The 22,675-nt window shown below is 47.4% G+C and carries 21 protein-coding genes; 10 read left to right on the forward strand and 11 right to left on the reverse strand.

Annotated elements, in window-relative coordinates:
- The first annotated feature begins 31 nt into the window (after positions 1-31).
- On the forward strand, positions 32-571 hold the full coding sequence (locus MKY73_RS07510; protein ID WP_339306629.1) for an RNA 2'-phosphotransferase: 540 nt from the start codon (positions 32-34) through the stop codon (positions 569-571).
- Positions 572-763: 192 nt separating this feature from the next.
- On the opposite strand, the gene MKY73_RS07515 is transcribed toward MKY73_RS07510, so the two are convergent.
- The 5 genes from MKY73_RS07515 to MKY73_RS07535 form a co-directional block, all read right to left on the reverse strand.
- Positions 764-1,621, reverse strand: coding sequence for an SDR family oxidoreductase (locus MKY73_RS07515; protein WP_339306631.1), 858 nt, complete (start codon positions 1,619-1,621; stop codon positions 764-766).
- Positions 1,622-1,742: 121 nt separating this feature from the next.
- Positions 1,743-2,162, reverse strand: a complete 420-nt coding sequence (locus MKY73_RS07520) for an Rrf2 family transcriptional regulator (protein WP_339306633.1) — start codon at positions 2,160-2,162, stop codon at positions 1,743-1,745.
- A gap of 61 nt (positions 2,163-2,223) precedes the next feature.
- Positions 2,224-3,048, reverse strand: coding sequence for a carbohydrate ABC transporter permease (locus tag MKY73_RS07525; protein ID WP_339306635.1), 825 nt, complete (start codon positions 3,046-3,048; stop codon positions 2,224-2,226).
- Between the two features lies 1 nt (position 3,049).
- Positions 3,050-3,922 (reverse strand): sugar ABC transporter permease, encoded by an 873-nt coding sequence (locus MKY73_RS07530; RefSeq protein ID WP_339306637.1) that lies wholly within the window; start codon positions 3,920-3,922, stop codon positions 3,050-3,052.
- Between the two features lie 105 nt (positions 3,923-4,027).
- Positions 4,028-5,332 (reverse strand): ABC transporter substrate-binding protein, encoded by a 1,305-nt coding sequence (locus tag MKY73_RS07535; RefSeq protein ID WP_339306639.1) that lies wholly within the window; start codon positions 5,330-5,332, stop codon positions 4,028-4,030.
- A gap of 177 nt (positions 5,333-5,509) precedes the next feature.
- Here MKY73_RS07535 and MKY73_RS07540 point away from each other — a divergent pair, with 177 nt between their 5' ends.
- On the forward strand, positions 5,510-7,387 hold the full coding sequence (locus tag MKY73_RS07540; RefSeq protein ID WP_339306641.1) for a histidine kinase: 1,878 nt from the start codon (positions 5,510-5,512) through the stop codon (positions 7,385-7,387).
- A 3-nt stretch (positions 7,388-7,390) separates the two neighbouring features.
- Positions 7,391-8,200, forward strand: a complete 810-nt coding sequence (locus MKY73_RS07545; protein WP_339306642.1) for a response regulator — start codon at positions 7,391-7,393, stop codon at positions 8,198-8,200.
- Here the strand turns inward: MKY73_RS07545 and MKY73_RS07550 are convergent, their stop codons facing one another.
- From MKY73_RS07550 to nirB, 4 genes are all read right to left on the reverse strand, one after another.
- Positions 8,201-8,830, reverse strand: coding sequence for an HD family hydrolase (locus tag MKY73_RS07550; protein ID WP_210108944.1), 630 nt, complete (start codon positions 8,828-8,830; stop codon positions 8,201-8,203). It abuts the gene before it with no gap.
- A gap of 238 nt (positions 8,831-9,068) precedes the next feature.
- Positions 9,069-9,851, reverse strand: a complete 783-nt coding sequence (locus MKY73_RS07555) for a formate/nitrite transporter family protein (RefSeq protein WP_338588039.1) — start codon at positions 9,849-9,851, stop codon at positions 9,069-9,071.
- A 49-nt stretch (positions 9,852-9,900) separates the two neighbouring features.
- Positions 9,901-10,227 (reverse strand): nitrite reductase small subunit NirD, encoded by a 327-nt coding sequence (gene nirD / locus MKY73_RS07560; RefSeq protein ID WP_339306644.1) that lies wholly within the window; start codon positions 10,225-10,227, stop codon positions 9,901-9,903.
- Between the two features lie 58 nt (positions 10,228-10,285).
- The gene (gene nirB / locus MKY73_RS07565; RefSeq protein ID WP_339306645.1) at positions 10,286-12,715 is read right to left on the reverse strand and encodes a nitrite reductase large subunit NirB; all 2,430 of its coding nucleotides are present in this window, start codon (positions 12,713-12,715) and stop codon (positions 10,286-10,288) included.
- Between the two features lie 276 nt (positions 12,716-12,991).
- On the opposite strand from nirB, the gene MKY73_RS07570 reads away from it, so the two are divergent.
- A complete protein-coding gene (locus MKY73_RS07570) occupies positions 12,992-13,699 on the forward strand; it encodes a metal-dependent hydrolase (protein ID WP_339306646.1) in 708 nt (235 codons plus the stop codon).
- Between the two features lie 224 nt (positions 13,700-13,923).
- Here the strand turns inward: MKY73_RS07570 and MKY73_RS07575 are convergent, their stop codons facing one another.
- Together MKY73_RS07575 and MKY73_RS07580 are read right to left on the reverse strand one after the other, a co-directional pair.
- The gene (locus MKY73_RS07575) at positions 13,924-14,247 is read right to left on the reverse strand and encodes a hypothetical protein (RefSeq protein ID WP_074095924.1); all 324 of its coding nucleotides are present in this window, start codon (positions 14,245-14,247) and stop codon (positions 13,924-13,926) included.
- Positions 14,248-14,430: 183 nt separating this feature from the next.
- Positions 14,431-15,504, reverse strand: a complete 1,074-nt coding sequence (locus tag MKY73_RS07580; RefSeq protein ID WP_339306647.1) for a M42 family metallopeptidase — start codon at positions 15,502-15,504, stop codon at positions 14,431-14,433.
- A 694-nt stretch (positions 15,505-16,198) separates the two neighbouring features.
- Here MKY73_RS07580 and spoVAC point away from each other — a divergent pair.
- The 6 genes from spoVAC (at position 16,199) to MKY73_RS07610 (ending at position 22,647) form a co-directional block, all read left to right on the forward strand.
- Positions 16,199-16,651 carry a stage V sporulation protein AC gene (gene spoVAC / locus MKY73_RS07585; RefSeq protein WP_145324195.1) on the forward strand — a complete coding sequence of 151 codons (453 nt, stop codon included), beginning with the start codon at positions 16,199-16,201 and terminating at the stop codon, positions 16,649-16,651.
- Entirely contained in the window at positions 16,648-17,664 is a 1,017-nt protein-coding gene (spoVAD, locus tag MKY73_RS07590) for a stage V sporulation protein AD (protein ID WP_339306649.1), read from the forward strand. Before spoVAC ends, spoVAD begins: the two co-directional genes overlap by 4 nt.
- A gap of 5 nt (positions 17,665-17,669) precedes the next feature.
- Entirely contained in the window at positions 17,670-18,020 is a 351-nt protein-coding gene (spoVAE, locus tag MKY73_RS07595; RefSeq protein WP_339306651.1) for a stage V sporulation protein AE, read from the forward strand.
- Positions 18,021-18,229: 209 nt separating this feature from the next.
- Positions 18,230-19,186: a MoxR family ATPase gene (locus tag MKY73_RS07600; RefSeq protein WP_253439472.1), complete on the forward strand. Its 957-nt coding sequence runs from the start codon at positions 18,230-18,232 to the stop codon at positions 19,184-19,186.
- A 3-nt stretch (positions 19,187-19,189) separates the two neighbouring features.
- Positions 19,190-20,437 carry a DUF58 domain-containing protein gene (locus MKY73_RS07605; RefSeq protein WP_339306652.1) on the forward strand — a complete coding sequence of 416 codons (1,248 nt, stop codon included), beginning with the start codon at positions 19,190-19,192 and terminating at the stop codon, positions 20,435-20,437.
- Positions 20,434-22,647 carry a transglutaminase domain-containing protein gene (locus MKY73_RS07610; protein WP_339306654.1) on the forward strand — a complete coding sequence of 738 codons (2,214 nt, stop codon included), beginning with the start codon at positions 20,434-20,436 and terminating at the stop codon, positions 22,645-22,647. Before MKY73_RS07605 ends, MKY73_RS07610 begins: the two co-directional genes overlap by 4 nt.
- Positions 22,648-22,675: the final 28 nt, after the last annotated feature.

Below are 22,675 nucleotides of genomic sequence, written 5' to 3' on the forward strand. Positions count from 1 at the left end.
CGGGTTTTATTAGATGTGGGAGATGATCACAATGGATCTGGTGAAATTAAGCAAGGAACTCTCATACGCTCTGCGACATGCACCATGGGAGTATGAGCTGGAGCTAGACGAAGAGGGTTGGGTGGAAATCTCGCAATTGCTGGTGGCATTACATGAAAGTCCGCAGTGGAAGGATGTCACGCAAGCGGATCTGGAGCAGATGATTCAAGCCTCGGAGAAAAAGAGACATGAAATCCGTTCTGGCCGCATCCGGGCATTGTATGGACATTCGACGCCACATAAAATATCCAAGATCGCTGCTGAGCCACCGGCAATTCTGTACCATGGGACCCCGACACGCGCCGTAAGTTCGATTATGGAACATGGCTTACAGCCGCGGCAACGGCAATATGTACATCTGTCAGCAGACATCGATACAGCCAATCAGGTAGGGCGAAGACGTGATGATCAGCCTGTCATTTTGAAAATCAACGCTGCACAAGCGTCTATAGATGGAATCCTCTTTTATCATGGAAACGAGAATATCTGGCTGGCCGATCATATTCCCGCACGTTATATTCTTAAGCCATGATGCATGAAGAATGAGTGATGAACTGGTGTGAAACTCATAAACACCCACATCGAATTACAGCAGTCGCAGTGAATGGGTTGAGTGTGCAGTCATCCGTTGGTTCAAAGGGTATATCATTGTATTGATCCTTAGCTACACCAAAAAGGGACACATCCAACATTTGTTGGTGTGTCCCTTTCTTATAATCAAAACTTACTTGCCTAAAATTGCTTTAATACCTTCGCTAAGTGGCTGAGCCGGACGGCCAAGCAATTTCTCCAATGTATCACTCTCTACAGCCAGCGCACCTTCACGAATAGCGCTTTGCATATCAACGAGCATCGATACGACAAAGTCTGGTAGACCCGCACCCTTCATGATGTCAGCGTAAGTGGCATCGTCCACGTTTTGCACGTTGATGTCCTGTCCAAGCACTTCACCAACAATGGCAGCCAGCTCAGCTTGCGTACGCAGTTTGCCAGACAATTCATACACGGTATTCTTATGTCCTTCACCTGCAAGCACAGCTGCAGCAGCATGGGCATAGTCACTGCGCGTAGCCCAGCCGACTTGGCTGTCATTGGTGGCATGAACCCAAGGTGCGCCTTGCGTAGCGGCTTGCACACTGCCTGCTTCATTTTCCAGGTACCAGTTGTTGCGCAGGAAGGAATACGGAATGCCGGATTCACGAATTGCTTTTTCTGTAGCGCGGTGAACTTCCGCCAGGGATAGTGTGTTTTTCTCCGCATTCACAACGCTTGTATAAGCGATGAATCCAACGCCTGCTTTCTTGGCAGCGTCCACGGCAGTCTGATGTTGGCGAATACGCGTTTCATTGTCACCATCGGTAGAGATGAGCAACAGACGGTCTACACCGGCAAAAGCTTTCTCCAACGTCTCCGGTTGATCAAAATCACCTTGACGTACTTCAACGCCTTGAGTGCGGAGTGCTTTCGCTTTCTCCGGATTACGTACACTTACAGCCAAATCCTTGGCAGAACCGTTTTTTAACAATGCCTCTACAACCAATGAACCCAATTGACCTGTTGCGCCAGTAACCAAAATTTTCATCTTCTATTCCTCCTATGGTATGTGTAAGTGTTTTGCTTGCATATGGATGTAATCAAAAATGTTATAACAGGTGTGATTACAACGAAAGGGTTAAAAAAAGCTCGCAATGAGCTTTTTTTATTCAGACATGAATCTGATCCATCATCTGCTGTATGGTTACATGATTCAAGCGCTGTTCCATGGCTGTCTGAGCCTCAATGAGTTCCGCACGCAAGGTGTGTTCAATCATGTTGCCGACCGGACATTTCGGATTCGGATGTTTGTGAAAGTTAAACAATTCCCCATCCTCCACCACCTCAAGCGCTCGATATACATCGAGAAGGGTAATGTCCGCCGGATCTTTCAACAAGGAAGCACCGCCAACACCGGGTCTGACATCGATCAGACCAGCCTGTTTCAGCTTGGACATGATCCGCCGAATAATCACGGGATTGGTATTCACACTCTGCGCGATTACATCTCCGGTGCATTCATTGGGCATAACAGCGATCAGGGACAGCGTATGAACCGCAATGGAAAAGCGACTGCTGATTTGTCTCATGGATGATCACCACCGTTGTAACCATAATAGTTACAAAACGATCTATTGTCAACTAGATCTTTTACCCCTTCACGGCCCCCGAGGTTAGTCCGCCTACAATATACTTTTGCCCAATGAGGAACACAATTAATACAGGCAATGACGTGAGCACAATATCTGCGCTGACCAGATTCCACTGGGCACTGAATTGCCCGAAGAAGTTATATACAGCAAGCGTCATCGGCCACATCTCGACCGTATTCAGCATATAGAGCGGAGCAGTAAACTCATTCCAGACACTCAGGAAATTAAGAACAAATACCGTCACCAGCACCGAGGTTAACAAAGGCACAATGATTCGCAGGAACAGCTTGATTCCGTTACATCCGTCCATGATCGCGGCTTCATCCAGTTCCTTCGGGATGTTAGACACAAACGCATACGTAATGAACAGCGAGATCGGAATGCCCATGGCCGTATAGAGCAGAATCATGCCCAGATGTGAATTGATCATTCCCATCGACTTCATGACTTCCATCAGCGGAATGTAGTTGAGAGGCAGTGTAATGCCGAGAATCAGGAAGAAGTACAGAAACTTGCTGAGCTTTGAATGATTACGGGATAACGTGAAGGCCGAGAACGCCACAACAAATACCAGAAGCAGGGAAGAGGCCCCGGAGTGAAGCAAACTGTTGAAAAAGGAACCTCCCAAATGTCCCTGTTCATAGACGATTTTGTAATTTTCAAAGATAAACTTCTCGGGCAATGTCAGTTTAAGCACTTTGGCCTCAGCATCGGACTTGAATGAATTCAGTACAATGACGACAAAAGGGATCAAGACCACCAGGCTAAGCAGCCAGGCGAGTGTATTTAACCCGAGAGAAGCGAGTCTTTTTCTCAATCGCATGTTAGTATTCCACCTTTCGGTTCATCAAACGAATGATGAAGAAGGAGATGATCGCCATGATGACAAACAGAATGGTAGATAGCGCACTCCCCAGCCCCCAATATCCTTTGGCAAAAGAGGAATAGACCGCCGTGTTAATGACATCTGTCGCGTTACCAGGGCCACCATTGGTCAGCACGTATACGGCATCGAATACTCTTAGTCCATACGTAATATTAAGCACCGTGGCGATGGTAATGGTAGGCATGAGCATTGGAATCGTAATTCGGAACAGCTTCTGTCCGAACCCGGCGCCATCAATGGATGCTGCTTCGTAGTAATCCCGTGGAATGGCGAGCAGTCCGGCGATGAAAAGCACCATGATGTACCCCATGCCTTTCCACGTATCCACTGCCATAATGGATGGCATGGCCCAGGTCAAGGAGCCCAGCCAGTTCTGGGCCAGAACGTCCAGTCCCATGGAACGCAGGGTCACATTCACGAATCCGTTGTTGGGATCAAGCAGACTTTTGAACACAAGCCCAACAATGAGAAACGACAGCACCTGCGGGGAGAAAATGATCATCCGATGCAGATTGGCGGCCTTTAAACCGCTGACCAGGAGCAGAGCCAGGAACAATCCCAGAACAGTCTTGGCGATGGACGTAACGAGGGTGAAGAGAACGGTATTTTTGATAAAAAGAAGATATGTAGGATCACCCGCCAGAATGGTACGGAAGTGCTCCAAACCGATAAAGTTCTTCTCCGAACTGTAACTGTTCCAATCGGTGAAGGAATAATAGATGCCCAGCAGGGCGGGAGCGACGATAAACAGCAGATATAATACAATCGCTCCAGATGAGAAATACCAGGGATAGATTTTGTTCGCATTCATAACCGGTAACACCTTTCCTTCCTGCCAAAACAAAATACATGAGCGGGCAAATGCCCGCTGCATGTAACACTGTTCAGCATGTATGTTTATCTGCAATTTGTGCTATTACTGCCACTTCTCATCTTTCAGCACTTTGGCTTGTTCAGCACGGCGTTTATCAATGTTTTGCAGAATCTGATCCGGTGTCATGGCTCCGGCGAACATGCCCGACAAGTCTTTGCCAATATCCATCCATTGTGGATCTATATATTTCACAGCGGCCTGCATGACCGTACCTTTTTCATGATTTTTCTCATAATCAATGTAATCCTGTGTCAGCTTTGGTTCGATTTCCGGCCAGCAAATGGTCAGGTTACCTTCACCTTCATCGAACACACGTTGCAGATGATCATGCTCGGTAATCCAGCGGAAGAATTTCAGCACTTCTTCGGGGTGTTTACTGTTTTTGTTACCGAACATCGCAGCAGAACCGCCCGGATTCACACCAATCGTCTGATTATCTCCCCACGGCATCACGAAGAACCCCATATTATCTTTCATGGCCGGATACGCTTCGGAGACTTCCTTTTCCGTTCCTGGAACCCGCAGCAGCATCGCTGCTTTCTCCTGACCAAATGCTTCAATTCCCGCTTCCACCGTATTGGACAGGAAGTCTTTGCCGAAATAGCCGAGATCCGCAAATTCCTTCAATTGTTCAATGACCGTCTTGAGTTGCGTCATATCAGCGACTTTCATCTCATTGTTGTTTAGTTTTTCGTAGGTTCCCGCTGTCGTTTGCTCATAGTTAGGCCCTGTTTCGAACAAAGGCAGAACCTGATACCACCCGCTGGCGGGTGCCTGATAGAACGGAATAATGTCTTTATCCTTAATTTTCTGGCTGATCTCCTTGAATTCGGCATAGGATGTAGGAGGCTCTATACCGAGCTCTTGGAAGATACGTTTGTTATAGTACACATACCAGATTTTCGTTGGCGCAAAAGAAACCCCGTACACCTTCTCATTGTGACTGACCGTTGGCAAAATCTCTTCGGACATCCGACCTGTGAATTCCTCATTGGTCAGGTCAATGGCATTTTCCTCCGGTCTTACGTTAGCGGGCATACTCAGTGGGTCCACATCGACATTGAAAATGTCAGGTGCTTCGCCAGAGGCCAGCTTCACCTTGATCAGGTCACGCCACTGTGCGTCAGGTACGACCTGAAAGTCAATTTTGACACCGGTCTCCTGCTCATATTCCTTGGCCATCGTCTGCATGATGCCTGTACGCGGAATACCGGATTGGCTGGTTCCAAACGTAAGTGTAACCTTACCCGAACCTTCCGTACTTTTACCTGAGTTGCACCCGGCAAGCAGCAGAGTGGAGAGCAGGAGCACACTTGCGAGCGAAAAAAGAAATCGTTTTCTCATCATTGAACCTCCCGAAATATAAAGAAAATTATTACTTGCCGAAACGCTTTATGTAAGCGTATTCTTATGTGGATAACTTTACTGTGAACAGCGAAAACGCTCAATAGACAAAAGCGTTCTGTTGGGTGGACATTTTCGAATGGTGTGACAGATATCATCATAGGACGAGGTGTGTGAGGATTGCGGTATCGATTTGGAACGCTTCAGCAAAGTCTGTTTGCCTATTACTCTGCGGTATTTATTGTCTTTTCGCTCATTGTGGCAGGACTCCTGTATGTTTTTCTTGCGAGTGACATCCGTCATCGAAGTGAAGAACAGCAGCGACAACTGGGGGTATCCATCGTCAGTAATCTGGATCAGGAAGTCGTAAAAATGAACAACTTTTCCATGAATATTGTGTACTCCAATCTGGTCAAAGAACACTTCAGTCACTACTTGGCACCAGCGGAAGGCAGTGAGCAGACACTGACGAGTGATCCGGCATTGTATAAGGATACAACCACACTAATTGATGTCATTCTGGCGATTATCAGCAGCTCCAATACCGCCAAGCAGGCCAATATCTATGATGTGAACGGCAAGATGCTGGGAGCGGGTGCATTCAACGGTCAACTATCGGTGGATCTGACTCAGCGACCATGGTACAAGGAAACCTGGGAGCGGAGTGGCTGGCGGGTGATCCAATTGTTACAGGGGGGAGCATTGCCCATGCCAACAGGTCAAGGGAAGTCAGATCAACCGTACATTTCCCTTACCCGGGTATACAAAGATGGCAATTATGTTAGCCAGGGCGTCGTTGAGATTTTGCAGGATGCCGGAACCCTGTTCCAGCATTTGAATGATTTGCAGGCGAGTAACGAGAATCTTCGCATCTATGTGATGGATGAGCAAAATACACGGCTGTATCCACTTACTTCGGATGGTGATGATTCACAGGCAGTCCACTTCGATGATGTGGACTTGATTCAGAATCTTTCATTTCCTCCTGACACGATGCAGGAGATCACCGATCCTTTGGGTCATTCCAAACAAATGATGACGTATATGACGTCACAGGAGACAGGATGGACCGTTGTGGTCATGCAGTCCAAGCAGTCCCTTTTTGCAAGTCTCAACCGGATGGCTGTGATGTTTATCGGCGCCACGTTAGCTACGTTGATGTTGATTCTGGTTCTCTCGTATCTAATTTCCAAAAGGGTCACTTTGCCGTTACATCGTTTGCAGCGCATTATCCAGAAAACGGGTGAGAACGATCTGGTATCCGGTCAGGATTCGGCGCATTTGTTCAAGCTGGAGCATCCGGGTTCCATCCGGGAGATGGATGAGCTGAATGATACGTTTATTCGGTTGAATCAACAGCTTGTGCAATCTTTTCAGGACAGACTGACGATGAAATCCCAAGAGACAGAGGCAAGATTACTCGCGCTTCAGTCCCAGATGAACCCGCATTTTCTCTACAACAACATCACGAATATCAGCATCATGGCGGAGGAAGGCATGAATGAGCAGATTGTCGCGTTCTGTGGTCATATCGCGTCCATGCTTCGTTATATCTCTACTCCTGGTAAAAACGGGGTCCCGCTGTCTCAGGAACTGGATTATTGTGAGCGCTATCTGGAGTGTATGAAGATTCGGTTTGAAGATGATCTGCACTACGAGTTTCATATTCCGGAAGAGATGCAGCATATTCAGGTTCCAATGCTGATGGTGCAACCGCTACTCGAAAATGCCATCAAATATGGACTGGGTGATATCCCTCCATGGAAACTGAATATTACTGGAGATATGGATGCCGTAGAACAGACCTGGCAGATCCATGTGGAAGACAACGGGCCTGGCATGGAACCCGAGGAACTTGCCAAAATCCTGCTTTACATTGATCAATCACAGGAGTGGGAGCGTATGCCTGACCTCGAAATTAACGGCATGGGACTCAAAAATATATGGATTCGATTGAAATTATGGTATGGTACGGCAGCCCACATGCAGATTACGAACAAGCCTTCCGGCGGTGTCCAGATTACCATAGGCGGTTCCATTCGAAAGGAGCATGACTAACCGATGACAATCAAATATAGAACGATTATTGTGGAAGATGAGGCCCTGATCCGCCGGAATGTCTCGCGCAAATTCAGAGAGCTGGACACCCGGTTCGAGGTGATTGGTGAAGCGAGGAATGGTCAGGAAGCGTTACAGCTCATCGAACATTCCGTACCTGATCTGGTTGTAACGGATATACAGATGCCGGTAATGAATGGATTGGAACTCGCCAAACATCTGTATTTTGCCTATCCGCATGTGAAAATTGTCATTCTGAGTGGTTATCATGAATTTGAATATGCCCGGCAGGCAATCAGTTACAAGGTGGAGGATTATCTCCTCAAGCCATTGTCCGAAGAACAACTTCGTTCACTGCTGGATGCGATGGAATTGAAGCTTGGGAGCGCTGTGGATTCGCTTGCCCATGTCAGTGCCGTGCTGGATGAGCAGGTGAAGCCAGAGGATATCGCAGAAGCTGTTAAGTTGTATTTGAAGCAGAATTACATGCATGAGATTACACTCCAGGATATGGCGGGACAGATGCATTTTAGTGTGGACTATCTAGGAAAGTGTTTTAAGAAAGTGACGGGGGAGACTCCGTTGAAATATATGACAGGCTTGCGAATCAATGAAGCGAAACGTATGCTTGTCACGCATGAGAATATGGATATCAAGACGATTGGTGGAGCGGTAGGGTATAGTGATTCCCACTATTTCAGCAGGATATTCAAAAACAAAACAGGCATGTACCCTAGCGAGTACCGACTGCAATTGCAGGAACGAAAAAAAGCCCTGTCCATGGATGACGAGAACCATGTTGACTTGAGCTGATTACTGAGCCAGAGCTTCTTCGGTTATTTTACGAATATCAAACGGGGAGCGAATACCTTCTTCAATCATGTCGGGGAGAATCTGTTCCAGGAAATATTGCACACAGTGGAGGTCGATATTTTTGATTTTGACCAAGGCGTAACGGTACATGACGATAAATTCTTTCTCCGTATTGCCACGTTGGAGTTCGGCAAAAGCTTCGTATACCTGATCCATTTTGTCTGCGACTTCCAGAATCAGTCCTTCGACCGATTGGTCTTTGCCCTCACGCAGCTGTCTGCGGAAAATAGGCTGGAACTCTTCAGGAATATTTTCATTAATAAAATGTTCAACCATGCCTTCTTCCACCTTCTGCAGCATCGAACGCAGCTCCAGTGAATAATGTTTGACGGGGGTTTTGATATCACCGATGAAGATTTCGCCATAATCATGACTGCTCGTAATTTCGTATAACTTCTTCCAATCCACGGTGACGCCATGCTGCTCCTCAATATCTGCAAGTGTTTTGGCGTATTGTACCACTTTCCAGGAATGAGCGGAGACGCTGTGTTCTTCGAATTTGAATTTGCCAGGTGTACGAATAATACGTTCAAGATCATTCAGAGACCTGAAGTACGTATGGATTCCCATATAAGCGATCATCCTTTGCTTGTATAAGTGTGAGTATCCATCGACTATACACCAGTTATGTCAACTGTGGATTAAAGCGGATAGCGACGAAGGTAAAATGCAGTTTTAATTTTTTATAGAAGGACGAGAGCATGAAAGGGGAACCATACGAGAGAGTACGCAGCTTATCGATATACCTTAAAAGCCACGATGTGACTGAACGTAAGTTCGGCATCCATCGTGGCAGTTGAATGAAGAATTATGATTTTTTACGTACCGGTGAAGTATACCAGTAAGCCATTCCGACAAAGAGGGCACCGCCGATGATATTACCAAGTGTCACCGGGATCATGTTATGAAACCAGCCTGCTAGCGTAATGGTATCCGGGTGGTTAGGCAACAGCCAGGACAGGGACAGCAAAGTCATATTGGCCACACTGTGCTCATACCCACTTGCAATAAAGGCGTACAGACACCACCAGATAAGCGCAATTTTGGCGATATCCTCTTTTGTGCGAGCAGCCATCCAGATCGCCAGACAGACCAGCCAGTTACAGAGAATGCCGCGGAAGAATAACTCCGATACGGGAGCGGCCATCTTTTTGGCTGAAGCGACGAATAACAGATGTTCGGGCGCAGCCGTTTTGAACAGGCCGCTGCCTACAATAAGCAGGCTGAGCAGGATCGCACCTAACAAGTTGCCGAGGAAGACGAGCCCCCAGTTTTTCAGTGTATCTTTAACGGTGGTCCGGCCCGCGAGTGTGCTCATGGTGAAAAACATGTTGTTGCCTGTAAATAGTTCCGATCCGGCAAAGATGACTAGTGTGAGAGCGAGTCCGAAGGACATGCCCATCAACATGGTTTGCAGTGGTGACTGTGCCGCAAGGAGCGGGGCACCAATACTGAAGATCAGTACGATGCCAAGTCCAACATAGGCACCCGCCATTAAGGCAGCAACCATGTAGCGTGAAAGATTTGAGTTCATCTGATCCCGTTTTTTAACCGCAGCTTCAATAATTCCCTCAACACTTGGTGTATACATCACGGTTTCCCCCATTATTTTGCATCAATCTATGAACGTTTCGATGGAGCTATATTTCAATCCAGACCTGGCCATTCTCTACCTTCACCGGATACATCTGCACTTGACCATTGTCCGGTGCTTGCACAAGACCGGTCGTCAGGTCGATTTTCCAATCATACAGTGGATCGTACAGATAATGTCCGGACACGATACCTTCTGCCAGTGGACCACCTTTGGGGTGGGGGTTGTGATTATCCGCAGCGAAGATGGTACCATCCGATGCAAGAAAGACTGCAAGCTGGTGATTCTGAATCTCAACGACTCTTCCGATTCGCGGCAGGAATTCTTCAACTCCTCCGGCAGGGAAGTAGGTGCCTGATTGTTTGGTCGTCATCTTAAACCACTCCTTTTATCTATTTAACGTTCCGCATTTGTTGATCTTGCGGGATTGCTTATGGACGAGCCGATACTTCAATGCCATGGAACATTTTACTTTGGCCTTCCTCATTGCGAATCGATTTTTGCCAAGGTTCTTCAACATGTTCAAGTGCGAATTCAATTCGCTGCATCAACGCTTTGCGCTCCTCAAGGTTATCCACAACAACCGAACGAATATGCTCCAGACCCATGCGTTCCACCCACTCCGAAGTCCGTTCCAGGTAGTTACCTGTCTCCCGGTAATATTGCATGATGGCTCCGCACAGTTCAATCAATTCTTCATCTGTTTTCACTTTGCATAGGGAATCAGCCAGTCGTGCTTTAATACCGCCGTTACCACCGATGAAGATTTCCCAGCCGCCGTCGTTACCAACAATACCGATATCTTTTGTACATGCCTCTGCACAGTTCCGTGGACAACCGTTGACGGCATATTTGAACTTGGCTGGCAGATCGAGGCGTTCAAATTTACGTTCGATGCGAGCACCCATCGCCATGGAATCCTGTGTACCGAATCGGCAGAATTGGGAGCCGACACATGTTTTGACTGTGCGCAGCGACTTGGCGTATGCATAACCTGATGGCATATCGAGTTCAGCCCAGACTTTGGTCAGATCTTCTTTTTTGACACCAATCAAGTCGAGACGCTGACCGCCGGTAACTTTGACTGCTTTCACATCATATTTGACTGAAACGTCAGCAATGCGTTTGAGATCCGCTGGTGTAGTCACCCCGCCATACATCCGAGGCACGACCGTATACGTTCCATCTTTTTGAATATTGGCGTTCATGCGTTCGTTGACAAAACGGGATTCCTTCTCATCTTCATGCGTGTCCGGTGCAATCATGCCAAGATAATAGTTGATTGCCGGGCGACATTTGGAACAACCCTCAGGCTGACTCCAGCCCAGTACATGCATGACCTCTTTGGTTGATTGCAATCCCTTTGCACGAATCTCGGCTACAATCTCATCCCGTCCCATGGAAGTACATCCGCATATTCCCTGTTTGGCTCCACTGCTGAAGCTGTCTCCAAGCACATATTGCAGAATCTGTTCCACAACAGGCTTACATCCACCGCAAGAGCGGGTTGCACCCGTACAGGCTTTGATTTCATCTACAGTAGTCAGGCCCTGGTTGGTAATGACATCAACAATCGTTCCTTTAGTGACCCCGTTACATCCGCAGACGATTTCGTCTTCCGGCATCGTTTCAACAGAGGTTGTTTTCTTATGACCGCCGCAACCTGTACCCATAAGTGAGCTATACAGTTCTTCAGTCATTTCAGTCTGATGTTTGATCAGTTTCTGCAATTCGGCAGAATCCGTAATGTCACCGAATAGAACGGCACCAACCATTTTATTATCGCGGAGCAGAATTTTTTTGTAGGTCCGTTTCCAGTCGTCTTTATGCGAAATGATGGTGTGCTCAGGACTGTCGATGAATTCACCAGTTGAAAAGACGTCCACACCCGAAATTTTCAATTTCGTTGATACTACAGAGCCTTCATACGGAGCGGTCTCCACACCGCAGATATGTTTCGCGAGAATCATGCCTTGCTCGAACAATGGGGCAACGAGGCCGTAACATACCCCTCGGTGCTCTGTACATTCCCCAACCGAATAGACATTCTCAAGGGAAGTCTGCATGTAGTCATTCACAACAATACCCCGGTTCACTTCCATACCGCTTTCACGGGCTACAGCTGTATTCGGTTTGATCCCTACAGCCATGACCACAAAGTCAACATTCAGTACGGAATCATCGGCAAAACGAATGCCTTCAACCCGTTCACCGCCAAGCAGTTCGGAAGTCTGTGCGCCCATTTTGAACCGCATTCCCTGACGCTCCAATTCGGCCTTTAACATGGCTGAAGCTTGCGGATCGAGCTGACGCTCCATCAGATCTTCCATCAGATGTACTACGGTAACCTCCATGCCAAGTTGTACCAGACCTTTGGCCGCTTCAAGACCCAGCAGTCCGCCCCCGATCACGGCCGCTCGTTTGTACTGTTTAGCAGCGTCGAGCATGACGTTACAATCGGCGATATCACGGAAACCAACGACACCTTCTTTGTCATGCCCCGGTACGGGGAGAATGAAGGAGTTGGAGCCTGTTGCAATGATAATTTTGTCATAAGGAAAGCGAGTTCCATCCTCTGTAATGACCTCAAGTGTATCCGAATCAATTCGGGCTACAGTTGTTCCAGTATGGAGAGTAATACCATAATCTTCATACCAGTGGAGATCATTCAGCACGATGTCATCCAGTGTTTTACTGCCTTCCAGTACATATGACAACATAATGCGATTGTAGTTAGGATAGTGCTCTGTGCCAAAAACGGTAATATCAAATCGCGTAGTTAATTTCAAAATTTGTTCGACGGTACTGATTCCTGCCATACCGTTACCAATGATAACGAGTTTCTCTTTTTTTCCGTTCATGTGTGTATGCCTCCTTGAATAGACGCTGTACATTACCTGCAATTTTAGTGGTTTATATTTGAAATTATACAAGGTGTTGACGACAAATTATGTGATTTAATTCACTAATAAAGATAGAAGAGTCATAAATTTAATAGTGTGAGCCCCATCACAGAAAGTGATATTTATTTTTATATAAATAAGAAATACGAACTATTGTTCTTGTTTTGGTTTCGTTGTACTATCAAAAGTGGGCTATGTATGTTCCCTATTTCTTCGAAAGGACGTTTTTGCATCATGATGGGAAGATCCCACCTGATTATCGGGACAGGCGTTTCGCTATCTGTACTTCAGTTGGCTGGTATGCCGGTGACTGCACCCGCAGTTACGGTTGCTCTGATTGGTTCGTTATTGCCTGACATCGATGAGCCGAATTCGCTGCTGGTATCCAGAGCCTTGCCTAACAGTCTGATCAGGTTTTTACAGACGATTCTGTTGCCCACAGCTGTCTTTGTGTACTTTTATGTTCATGCCAAACCATGGAACCTGCTGCTTGCAATCCTTATTGCGCTCGTGTCATTCCTGCCTTCGCGTTCACTTCGCAAAGTGTTGATGTTTGCTATTGGACTCGGTTTGGTGTTCTACGGACACGCATTTGCCCCGTGGAATCTGATTGCAGGTAGCCTGCTTATGCTGTGCACCACGCTAACGCATAGGGGATTAACGCATACCCTATACGGCACCGCGATATGGGGTGGTTTACTCTACAGTACAACCCAGCAGCAGGGACCAGAGATCTGGGTAGCGGGAGGCACAGCGTACGCGATGCACTTGTTGGCCGATTCATTAACCAATCGTGGCATTCGTCCGTTACCACCGCTCAAGTGGCGCATACGAGCCAACCTGATGAGTACAGGAACCAAACATGGAGCCGTTGTAGAGAATGTCTGCATTGTGCTCACACTCATTTTGGCGTGGTTTGCGTTCTCGCCATTATTTCTGTAATGACCAAATACCAGTCCTGTTTAAGGACTGGTATTTCTTTTTTGTTCTTTTACCTGTAAGCCATGAGAGGATTATGGGGGTCAACTCGTTGTTGGTGTGCTTGATAAACCGTCAAGATCAGAAGAGCCAAATGCAAATAAAACAACAAGAATAAGCACAATTAATAGCTCGGCAAATCCGATTCCGTCAAACTCGGACATGACATGCACCTCATTTCTTGGCAATTAAGAATTGATCCTCTGTTGAAATGCCTGTATAACATCATTAAGCGTCATATCGCCGCCAGTTTCATCCAGGAATTGTACCAGTTTGTCTGAATTGGAGGGTGTGACCTTTTGAAGTGTTTTATATTGACCAACCAATTCTACAACCAATGTAGCCTCACGAAACAACGTGACAGCATCCACTCTCAACTTTCCGCTCACCAATAGCGCTGCTACAATCAGTTCGAGATTTTTCCCTTTAAGGCTTCCATTAAGGAGGGTATTAGCAGCGTTTGGTTTTTTGTTAGAACCTTTATTTGATTTTCCGTTCCTTCCCACTGCCATAACAGGTCCCCCACTGGTTGGTGTTTGGTTATCGATCTTCCATTATCGTATATCTTATGTGTGCATTCTCCATAATGTTCGACCTATTAATCTAGTTGATTAAAACCAAAAAAAGAGACATCCCGGTCTGACGGGACATCTCTTTCAGGTACATCATACTTAAGCACTTTCCGTTTAACCAAACTACGCGTTATTAATAATGGTATCCATCGTTGTCCGATCAAGACCTTTGACCAGTTTCACAATCAGTTCTTTGGCCGCATCGTAGTCATCCGTATGAATGATGGAAGAAGACGTGTGGATATAACGTGCGCAGATACCAATAACGGTTGATGGTACTCCAATGCCGCTCAGGTGAACTTGACCTGCATCAGTACCGCCTGGTGAGATGAAATACTGCATTTTGATCTGATTCGATGAAGCCGTATCTTGAACATATTCCACCATTCCGCGATGAGTGAACATACCCGGGTCAAAAATACGAAGTAATGCTCCTTCTCCGATATGTCCAAATGACTGTTTGTCACCTGTCATATCATTCGCCGCGCTACAGTCAAGTGCGAAGAAGATATCAGGCTGAATCAGATTGGCCGCCGTACGTGCACCGCGAAGCCCCAGTTCTTCCTGAACCGTTGCACCAGCATAAAGTGTGTTTGGCAGTTTTTCCTTGTGTAACGCTTCAACCAGTTCAAGTGCAAGACCTACGCCGTAACGATTATCCCACGCTTTGGCCATGATTTTTTTTGGGTTCGCCATCGGCGTGAATTCACAGATTGGCACAATCTGCATCCCTGGATGAATACCCCAGGATTCTGCTTCGGCACGGTTGTCTGCTCCAATATCGAGATACATGGAATTCAGATCAACAGGTTTGTTTCGCTGGGACTCGTCCAGCAAGTGTGTAGGTGTGGAACCAACAACTCCGGTAATCCGACGGTCAGGTGTAATGATTTCCAATCGTTGAGAAAGTACAGCCTGACTCCACCATCCACCCAGTGGACGGAATTTGATCATACCTGTTTCGGTAATGCCCGTAGTCATGAAACCAACTTCGTCAAAGTGTCCGGCAACCATAACTTTAGGACCGGATTCCTCTCCCCGTAAAACACCAAATAGACTCCCTAGGCGATCCTGTACGAACTCATCCGTATAAGCGGAAAGCTGCTCTTTCATCCAGCCGCGAAGCTCACGTTCAAAACCGGATGCGGAGGGAAACTCCGTCAACGTGCGAAACATATCCATCGTTTTTTCATTCATGTGTCAACAACTCCTCTGTTGGTATGTATTTCAGGTCACAGTAGAACGGCTACCCGCCTGTTGTCCTTTTAGATGTAGTTCAAAATCAGACTTTTTTGAACACGCATCTGATTATGCGGAGGACTTGTTATTTAACCACTGGTCACATTACAGTATGAACCTTGCGCAAGTGATTGTCCATGTTTATGTCACGTATTTAAGGCATGTTTTGGGCGCTTGTCTTACCCATGTTTCATGATTTTATCCGCGGTAGCCGCAGACCTGGAGCTACTTCAATGAATATGAATATACAGAGGGGATGTCATCATTTTGTGAAGTTTATATACTCAATATTTCCTTGTCTCATACAGGAAGGAGCTAACTATCCAATGAAGCCTCCGGAAGAGGGCACGGAAAAAGTACTGTTCATCGTTCTTTTTATCTTGCTCGTGATTGTTCTTCTTTATTTATAGAACGTATCTATGAGCCTTCAAATCCGGCGGATCTCCAACCTGTTTCCACCGTATGATCTTGTTGGAAACATATGCTGTCTGTCGCCGGATACATAACCTTCCGATGATTAACAAACACTGAATATAAGATTATACACATTGGCATTCAGCCGTAGCTTTGAACCATTTTGACATAGAGGAGGTCTTGCATCTTGCCAGCTCAATCTGCATCTGGAAGCGAAAAAAAAACGTCGTCCCTGTCCATGGATGAAAAGGAGTACAAAAAAGTTGCGAAAAAACATGAACCGCCTCGTCCAATCCTGAAGAACTGCCTCAAGGCATTTCTGGTTGGAGGTACCGTCTGCTTGATAGGACAGGCCATTCAAGAGGCTTTCATGGCCGGTTTCGACATGACATCGAAGGAAGCTTCCAATCCTACGGTGGCGGTCATGATTCTCATATCCGTTATTCTGACTTGTCTTGGGGTATACGATAAAATGGCTCAATGGGCAGGAGCAGGAACGGCTGTGCCGGTAACCGGATTTGCCAATTCCATGTGCTCTGCTGCACTTGAACATCGTGCTGAAGGGTTGGTACTTGGGGTTGGGGCCAACATGTTCAAACTTGCTGGTTCCGTTATCGTGTTTGGTGTCGTGGCAGCATTTGTTGTAGGCATCGTGTACGCCTTTTTGGGATTTGGAGGTGGACACCTGTGAAGCGATTGGGTCGCCAAACGTGGCAATTTGAGAATCGTCCGCGAATTATCGGCAAGGCGGCAGTAGTAGGACCAGATGAAGGCAAAGGTCCCTTGTCATCAGATTTTGATTACATCTATGACAACCTTGAGATCGGTGAGAAGACGTGGGAGAAGGGAGAACGCAAACTGCTCGAACAGGCCTCCCAACTCGCTTTGATTAATGCAAATATCACCAAGGAAGAGCTACACTTTTTTGTTGGTGGAGATCTGATGAATCAGATTATCAGCAGTTCATTTTCAGCGAGAAAATTGGGTGTACCTTACCTTGGTGTCTTCGGAGCTTGTTCAACTTCTATGGAAACGTTGGCGCTGGCATCCATGATTGTGGACTCGGGAGCTGGCGATTATGTCCTTGCAGGTACGGTCAGTCACAACTGCACGGTTGAGAAGCAATTTCGTTATCCGACGGAGTATGGTTCTCAGAAGCCGCCTTATGCGCAATATACCGTTACGGGTTCAGGGTGTGGTGTGGTGTCCCGTACGGGTGATGGTCCAGTAGTGACCAAGGCTACCATTGGAAGAATCATGGATTTGGGAATCAAAGATCCCTTCAACATGGGTTCAGCGATGGCACCGGCAGCCGCCGACACCCTGATCTCTCATTTCAGAGATACGGGGCTGGAGCCTGGTTATTATGATCTTATTGTGACCGGGGACCTGGCTTCCGTAGGTCTGCCAATTACGAAAGAACTTCTGCAAAAAGAAGGTCTCCCCATGGAACAGACGGTATTCAATGATTGCGGATTGATGATCTATGATCGGGAGAAACAGCCTTATGTTGTTGCAGGAGGAAGTGGCTGCGGATGTTCTGCCACGGTAACCTACGGTCACATTTTGAATCGGATGCAGAAGGGTGATCTCAAACGGGTACTCGTTGTGGCTACTGGAGCACTCTTGTCTCCGCTCTCGTACCAGCAGGGTGAAAGTATTCCCTGTATTGCACATGCCGTAGCCATAGAAAAGGAGGGATAAATGGAATGCAGTTCTTATGGGCATTTATCGTTGGCGGTTTGATCTGTGTTGTAGGGCAGCTTCTAATGGATGGTGTCAAACTGACACCTGCACATACCATGAGTACATTAGTTGTTGCAGGGGCGGTTGCTGATGCAGTCGGCCTGTATGATCCGTTGGTTAAGTTTGCAGGTGCAGGTGCTTCTGTTCCTATAACAAGTTTCGGTAACTCATTGGTACATGGAGCATTGACTGAACTTGAGAAAGAGGGTTGGATCGGAGTGATCACCGGGATCTTTGATCTGACAGCGGCGGGAATATCGTCAGCGATCATCTTTTCTTTTTTGGCGGCATTGGTGGTTCGTCCAAAAGGCTAACTTCATATGACAAATTCACTTGAACCTGATTTTGATTCACCAAAGGCTTCGGATTACTTCTATCCGGGCCTTTTTTGTCGTATTCATGCGTGAACTGCGGTGAATCTGACGGGTTGGAAACAAATTGTGAGTTCCTTCGAGTGTACTCACGCCCGTGGATCATGTACAATAAAAGGAAATCTGTATGCTTTTTTAGGAGGTTAGACCACATGCCTGTGCGCAAAGAGTCGATCCAAATCATATCCGCAGTTCGTTCGAATCTGGAATCCTGTATTATGGGGAAATCCTTTGAAATTCAACTTTTACTTACAGCTTTGCTTGCAGGCGGGCACGTTCTGATTGAAGACGTACCGGGAACTGGCAAAACACAGTTAATCAAGGCATTATCGAAGTCCATGCGCGGAGAGTACCGACGCATTCAATGTAATCCTGATATTTTACCCAGTGATATTACGGGCGTATCCGTGTTCCATCCGAAGGATGAACGTTTTTATTTCCGTCCAGGTCCCGTGATGACCAACATCCTGCTGGCTGATGAGATTAACCGGGCCACAACGAAAACTCAGTCGGCGTTGCTTGAAGTCATGGAGGAGCGCAGTGTAACCGTGGATGGCGATACGTATGACCTGCCACATCCGTTCATGCTCTGTGCAACTCAGAATCCGATTGATTTTGAAGGCACATACACATTGCCGGAAGCACAATTAGACCGGTTTATGTTGAAAATAAGCCTTGGTTATCCGGATAAAGAGATCGAGAAAACCCTGCTGAAAACGCATCAGTCCGGCCAGCCTGTAGATCGTCTCGAATCCGTAACCCATATGGACCAGATCTCGGCAATCCAGCAGGAGATCAAGGAAGTCTTTATCGGTGATCCGGTCATGGACTATCTGCTGGATGTTGTTCGTCAAACCCGCTCCCATCCATCCGTATTGCTGGGTGCCAGCCCACGGGCAGCCATATCCTTCATGATGGCGGTAAAAGCCTTTGCTTTCTTGCAGGAACGTGATTATGTGCTCCCAGATGATGTGAAGACGATGGCCCCTTATGTGATCTCTCATCGTATTGTGCTTCGTCCCGAATCGAGACTGGACAGTATGAGTTCCGAAGCTGTTCTGAATGCCGTGCTGCAGCAAGTACGCGTGCCTGTCTCCATGGGGCAATAGTTCATGAAGCCGTTTTTGAGTACAGTCAATAGAGGGCTGCGCCACCCACGCGTATGGAGCATCGCAATGGTGTGGATGTGCTGTCTGGCTTATGTTTTGTTCCAGGGCGGGAAGACATCCCTAATGTTACTTTCGATGGTGACTCTGCTCTGTGTGTATCTTGCTATCGCTGGATTTAGCGGTGTACGACGTGCTCAGGGAGTGCGTAGGCTATCTTCTGGTCCGGACCATGAAGAACTGCTTCATGCAGGTGATCAGGTTCAAGTACAGTTGAGTCTGACCATTCCGGGATTCCTTCCGCTTCCTTATGTGGTTGTACGTGAAATGCTGCACCGGCATAATGGAGAATCGTGGTCGTTCAAGGAAAGTTTGATTCCCAATATGCGAGGTAATGGGGAGTTGTCATTCCAGACACCGCCACTTGAGCGGGGGAAGTACGTTTTCTCAGAAACGGAATGTGCCAGTGAGGACATATTCGGACTGATTGAACATCGAGGAAAGTTTAAGGCCAAAGGTGAGTTTCGCGTACTGCCAAGAACGGTATTTATTCCATATTGGCAGCTCTACGACCGCAAATCACGGTTATCCGGTCCTCAGACGGCGTTAACCCGTTCACGGAGAGAGACCACTCAGATCAATGGTGTACGTGACTACGTATACGGAGATCGACTTTCCCGCATTCACTGGAATGCAACAGCAAAGACAGGGAACTGGAAGTCCAAGGAGTTTGAACATGAGTCTGTGCCCAAAACCATTCTTGTTCTGGATGCGCTGGCATCAAGTTATGAACATGGGGATGCTTTTGAAATTGCCGTGTCCACAGCTGCCTCACTGCTGGAGTATGGTGCGAGGGAACGGATGGGAATGGGATTGTTGACATTGTCAGACGAGACCTCTTACATGGCCCCCAGTGAAAGTCAGCTGGAACGACAGAAGATGATGCATCATCTGGTAGACATTCAATACAACGGTCAGGACACCCATCTGTTGCCTGGCGTGGAAAGAATCGCACGTCAATTGCCTCAGGGAGCTTACTTTGTTGTGATTTCTCCCCAGAAGGATGAAAAGATATTGGAACTGTTGCGCTGGGCCGATACGCGGGGCATGACGCCATGTCATATTCTGATGGATACCAGTGAATCCCGCCGTAGTGCGGAGTGGAATGCCATGTTGCGTGGAAGAGGTACGAGGTCATTCACGGTTTCTCACTTGCAGGAGCTTCCAACGGTGATGGGGGGAGGTTCTGTATGAGTACCAAAGGAAATGAAAGTGTTGCAAGCAAACGATCCTGGTATCATGCAGCGTCATTGCTCTGGATTTTCCTGATTGGCATGCAGTGGATTTCATTTACGCAGGAATCGTGGTACACGGAGACAACGTCTCTCGTGTTATGGACACTTGCAGCGGTCAGTGTGCTGGAGGTCATTCTGCCCTTCAAAACGATGTATCGCGCGATGATCAAGGCGGTCGTGGTTGGTTACATTTTGCATAAAACGCTAATCGATTATACGGTGTACATCCCTTACGGTTCATTAACGGACCGAGCGGAGCAATTCATATTGCATATGACGCCTTACATCTGGTTCTCCCTGTGTGCATGGGTGATGCTTGAGGCTGCGCTTCGACTCGTGACCACAACACGTCGCATTCTTGTTTTTCTGGGTGTCAACATCATTTCGATGGGGATTCTCGATTCTTTTACCCAGATTCCACTATGGATTGAAATCGCGTGGGTGATGTTTGCAGGGATGGGATGGCTCGTATGTCAGCATTTCCGTAACTATCAGCTACAGTATCCACAAGGTTGGAAACGAATCATCCGTTATCCTTATAAAGTCCTGGCCAATATTGCCATTATTTTTTCTTTGATTATTGTAGCCAGCGTCAACATGCCAGAGATTCCGCCCACCTTGACGGACCCGTATACAGCGTGGAGGAACTATACCGGAACTTCCACAAGCCAGGCTGGTAACGGAAACCTTGATATTCCTGCGGCTACCGAATCGGGATACAGCAGGGAAGACAATCAGCTGGGTGGAGGATTCAACTTCGACTATACCCCTGTCATGTCTGTCACGACCAATGAACGTAGTTACTGGCGCGGTGAGACACGTGCAGAGTATACAGGCACAGGCTGGGATGACCGTGGACGGGGTGCAACAGAGAATGTTCAAGCAGGACAGCCTCTGGAGAACGATCAATCCGGAAATGTGAATACCAAACAAGTGATTCAGAACGTAACGATGCTAAACGATAATGTCTATCCAATTCTCTTTGGTGCTTATTCGATCTCGGAAGTGAGCTCGATTAATGGCGAGGACAGAACGGAACGGATGTTGTGGAATCCAGAACAGGCTGAACTGCATGTAGTGACAGACCGTCAGCAGCCACAGTATCCCAAGACGTACACCATCGTATCTGAAGCCCCTGTGATTGTGGAAGATGAGCTTCGTACAAAGTCATTTGAAGATCTGTATAACAGTAATCCGGCAGATGATATGTACTTGCAGTTACCATCCCGTTTCCCTGACCGGGTCTCGAATCTGGCAGCCGAGATAACGGCATCTGCGAATACGCCGTATGAAAAAGTGGCATTACTGCAAAACTATTTACAAACTAATTTTGAATACACGAACAATCCGGATTTATCTCGAAAAGTAAGCAGTGACTTTGTGGAAGGTTTCCTGTTTGATATTATGGAAGGCTACTGTGATTACTTCTCCACTGCGCTGGTGATGATGGCGCGCTCGGAAGGCATTCCTGCAAGGTGGGTTAAAGGTTATGCGCCTGGACAATTGTCCCTGAATTCGGACATGCAGGCTCCTCGTCAACCAGGCGCGGAGATTGAGACGACCTATACCGTTACCAATGCAGATGCACACTCCTGGGCCGAGGTCTACTTCGGTGAGTATGGCTGGATTCCTGTTGAAGCAACACCGGGCTTTGATATGCCGCTGCTCACGGAACAGCCTGATGTACAGCCTGTAGATGAGCCTGAAGAACAGCCTGAAGAGGAGCCGGTACAAGAGGAAGAGCAGACCCCTGCACCTGAGCAGAGATCGTCTGCCATCCCAACTTTTGTTATCTGGGCTGCAGGAGCCGTTATCGTATTGTGGGTAGCCTATATGTTCTGGCGTAATCGCTTCTCCATGCGATTCTTCCTGCTTCGTCTGCGGACAGGTGGACCGCTCACCCCTGAACAGAAGGTGGTGGCGGAGACCGAGCGTTGGATTCATTATGTAAAACGCAAAGGACTGACCCGGAGCGGAGACGAGACACTTCGTGAATCGGTAGTTCGCTGGAGCCAGGCCAAACCTGCTGCAGAAGCTACTTTGTATGAGCTTCTCACGAAGTTTGAACAGACTCGTTACAGTCCGGCGTCCGTAAAAGCCGACGACTGGAAGGCCGTCTATCAGACTGCCTTGAAGCTGCGGAAGGAACTGAAAGCGGAACGGGCATAGTTGTTGCCCGTCCCGTTTTTCCTTTTTT

The sequence above is a fragment of the Paenibacillus sp. FSL R5-0519 genome (genome assembly GCF_037974275.1).
GTDB lineage: Bacteria > Bacillota > Bacilli > Paenibacillales > Paenibacillaceae > Paenibacillus.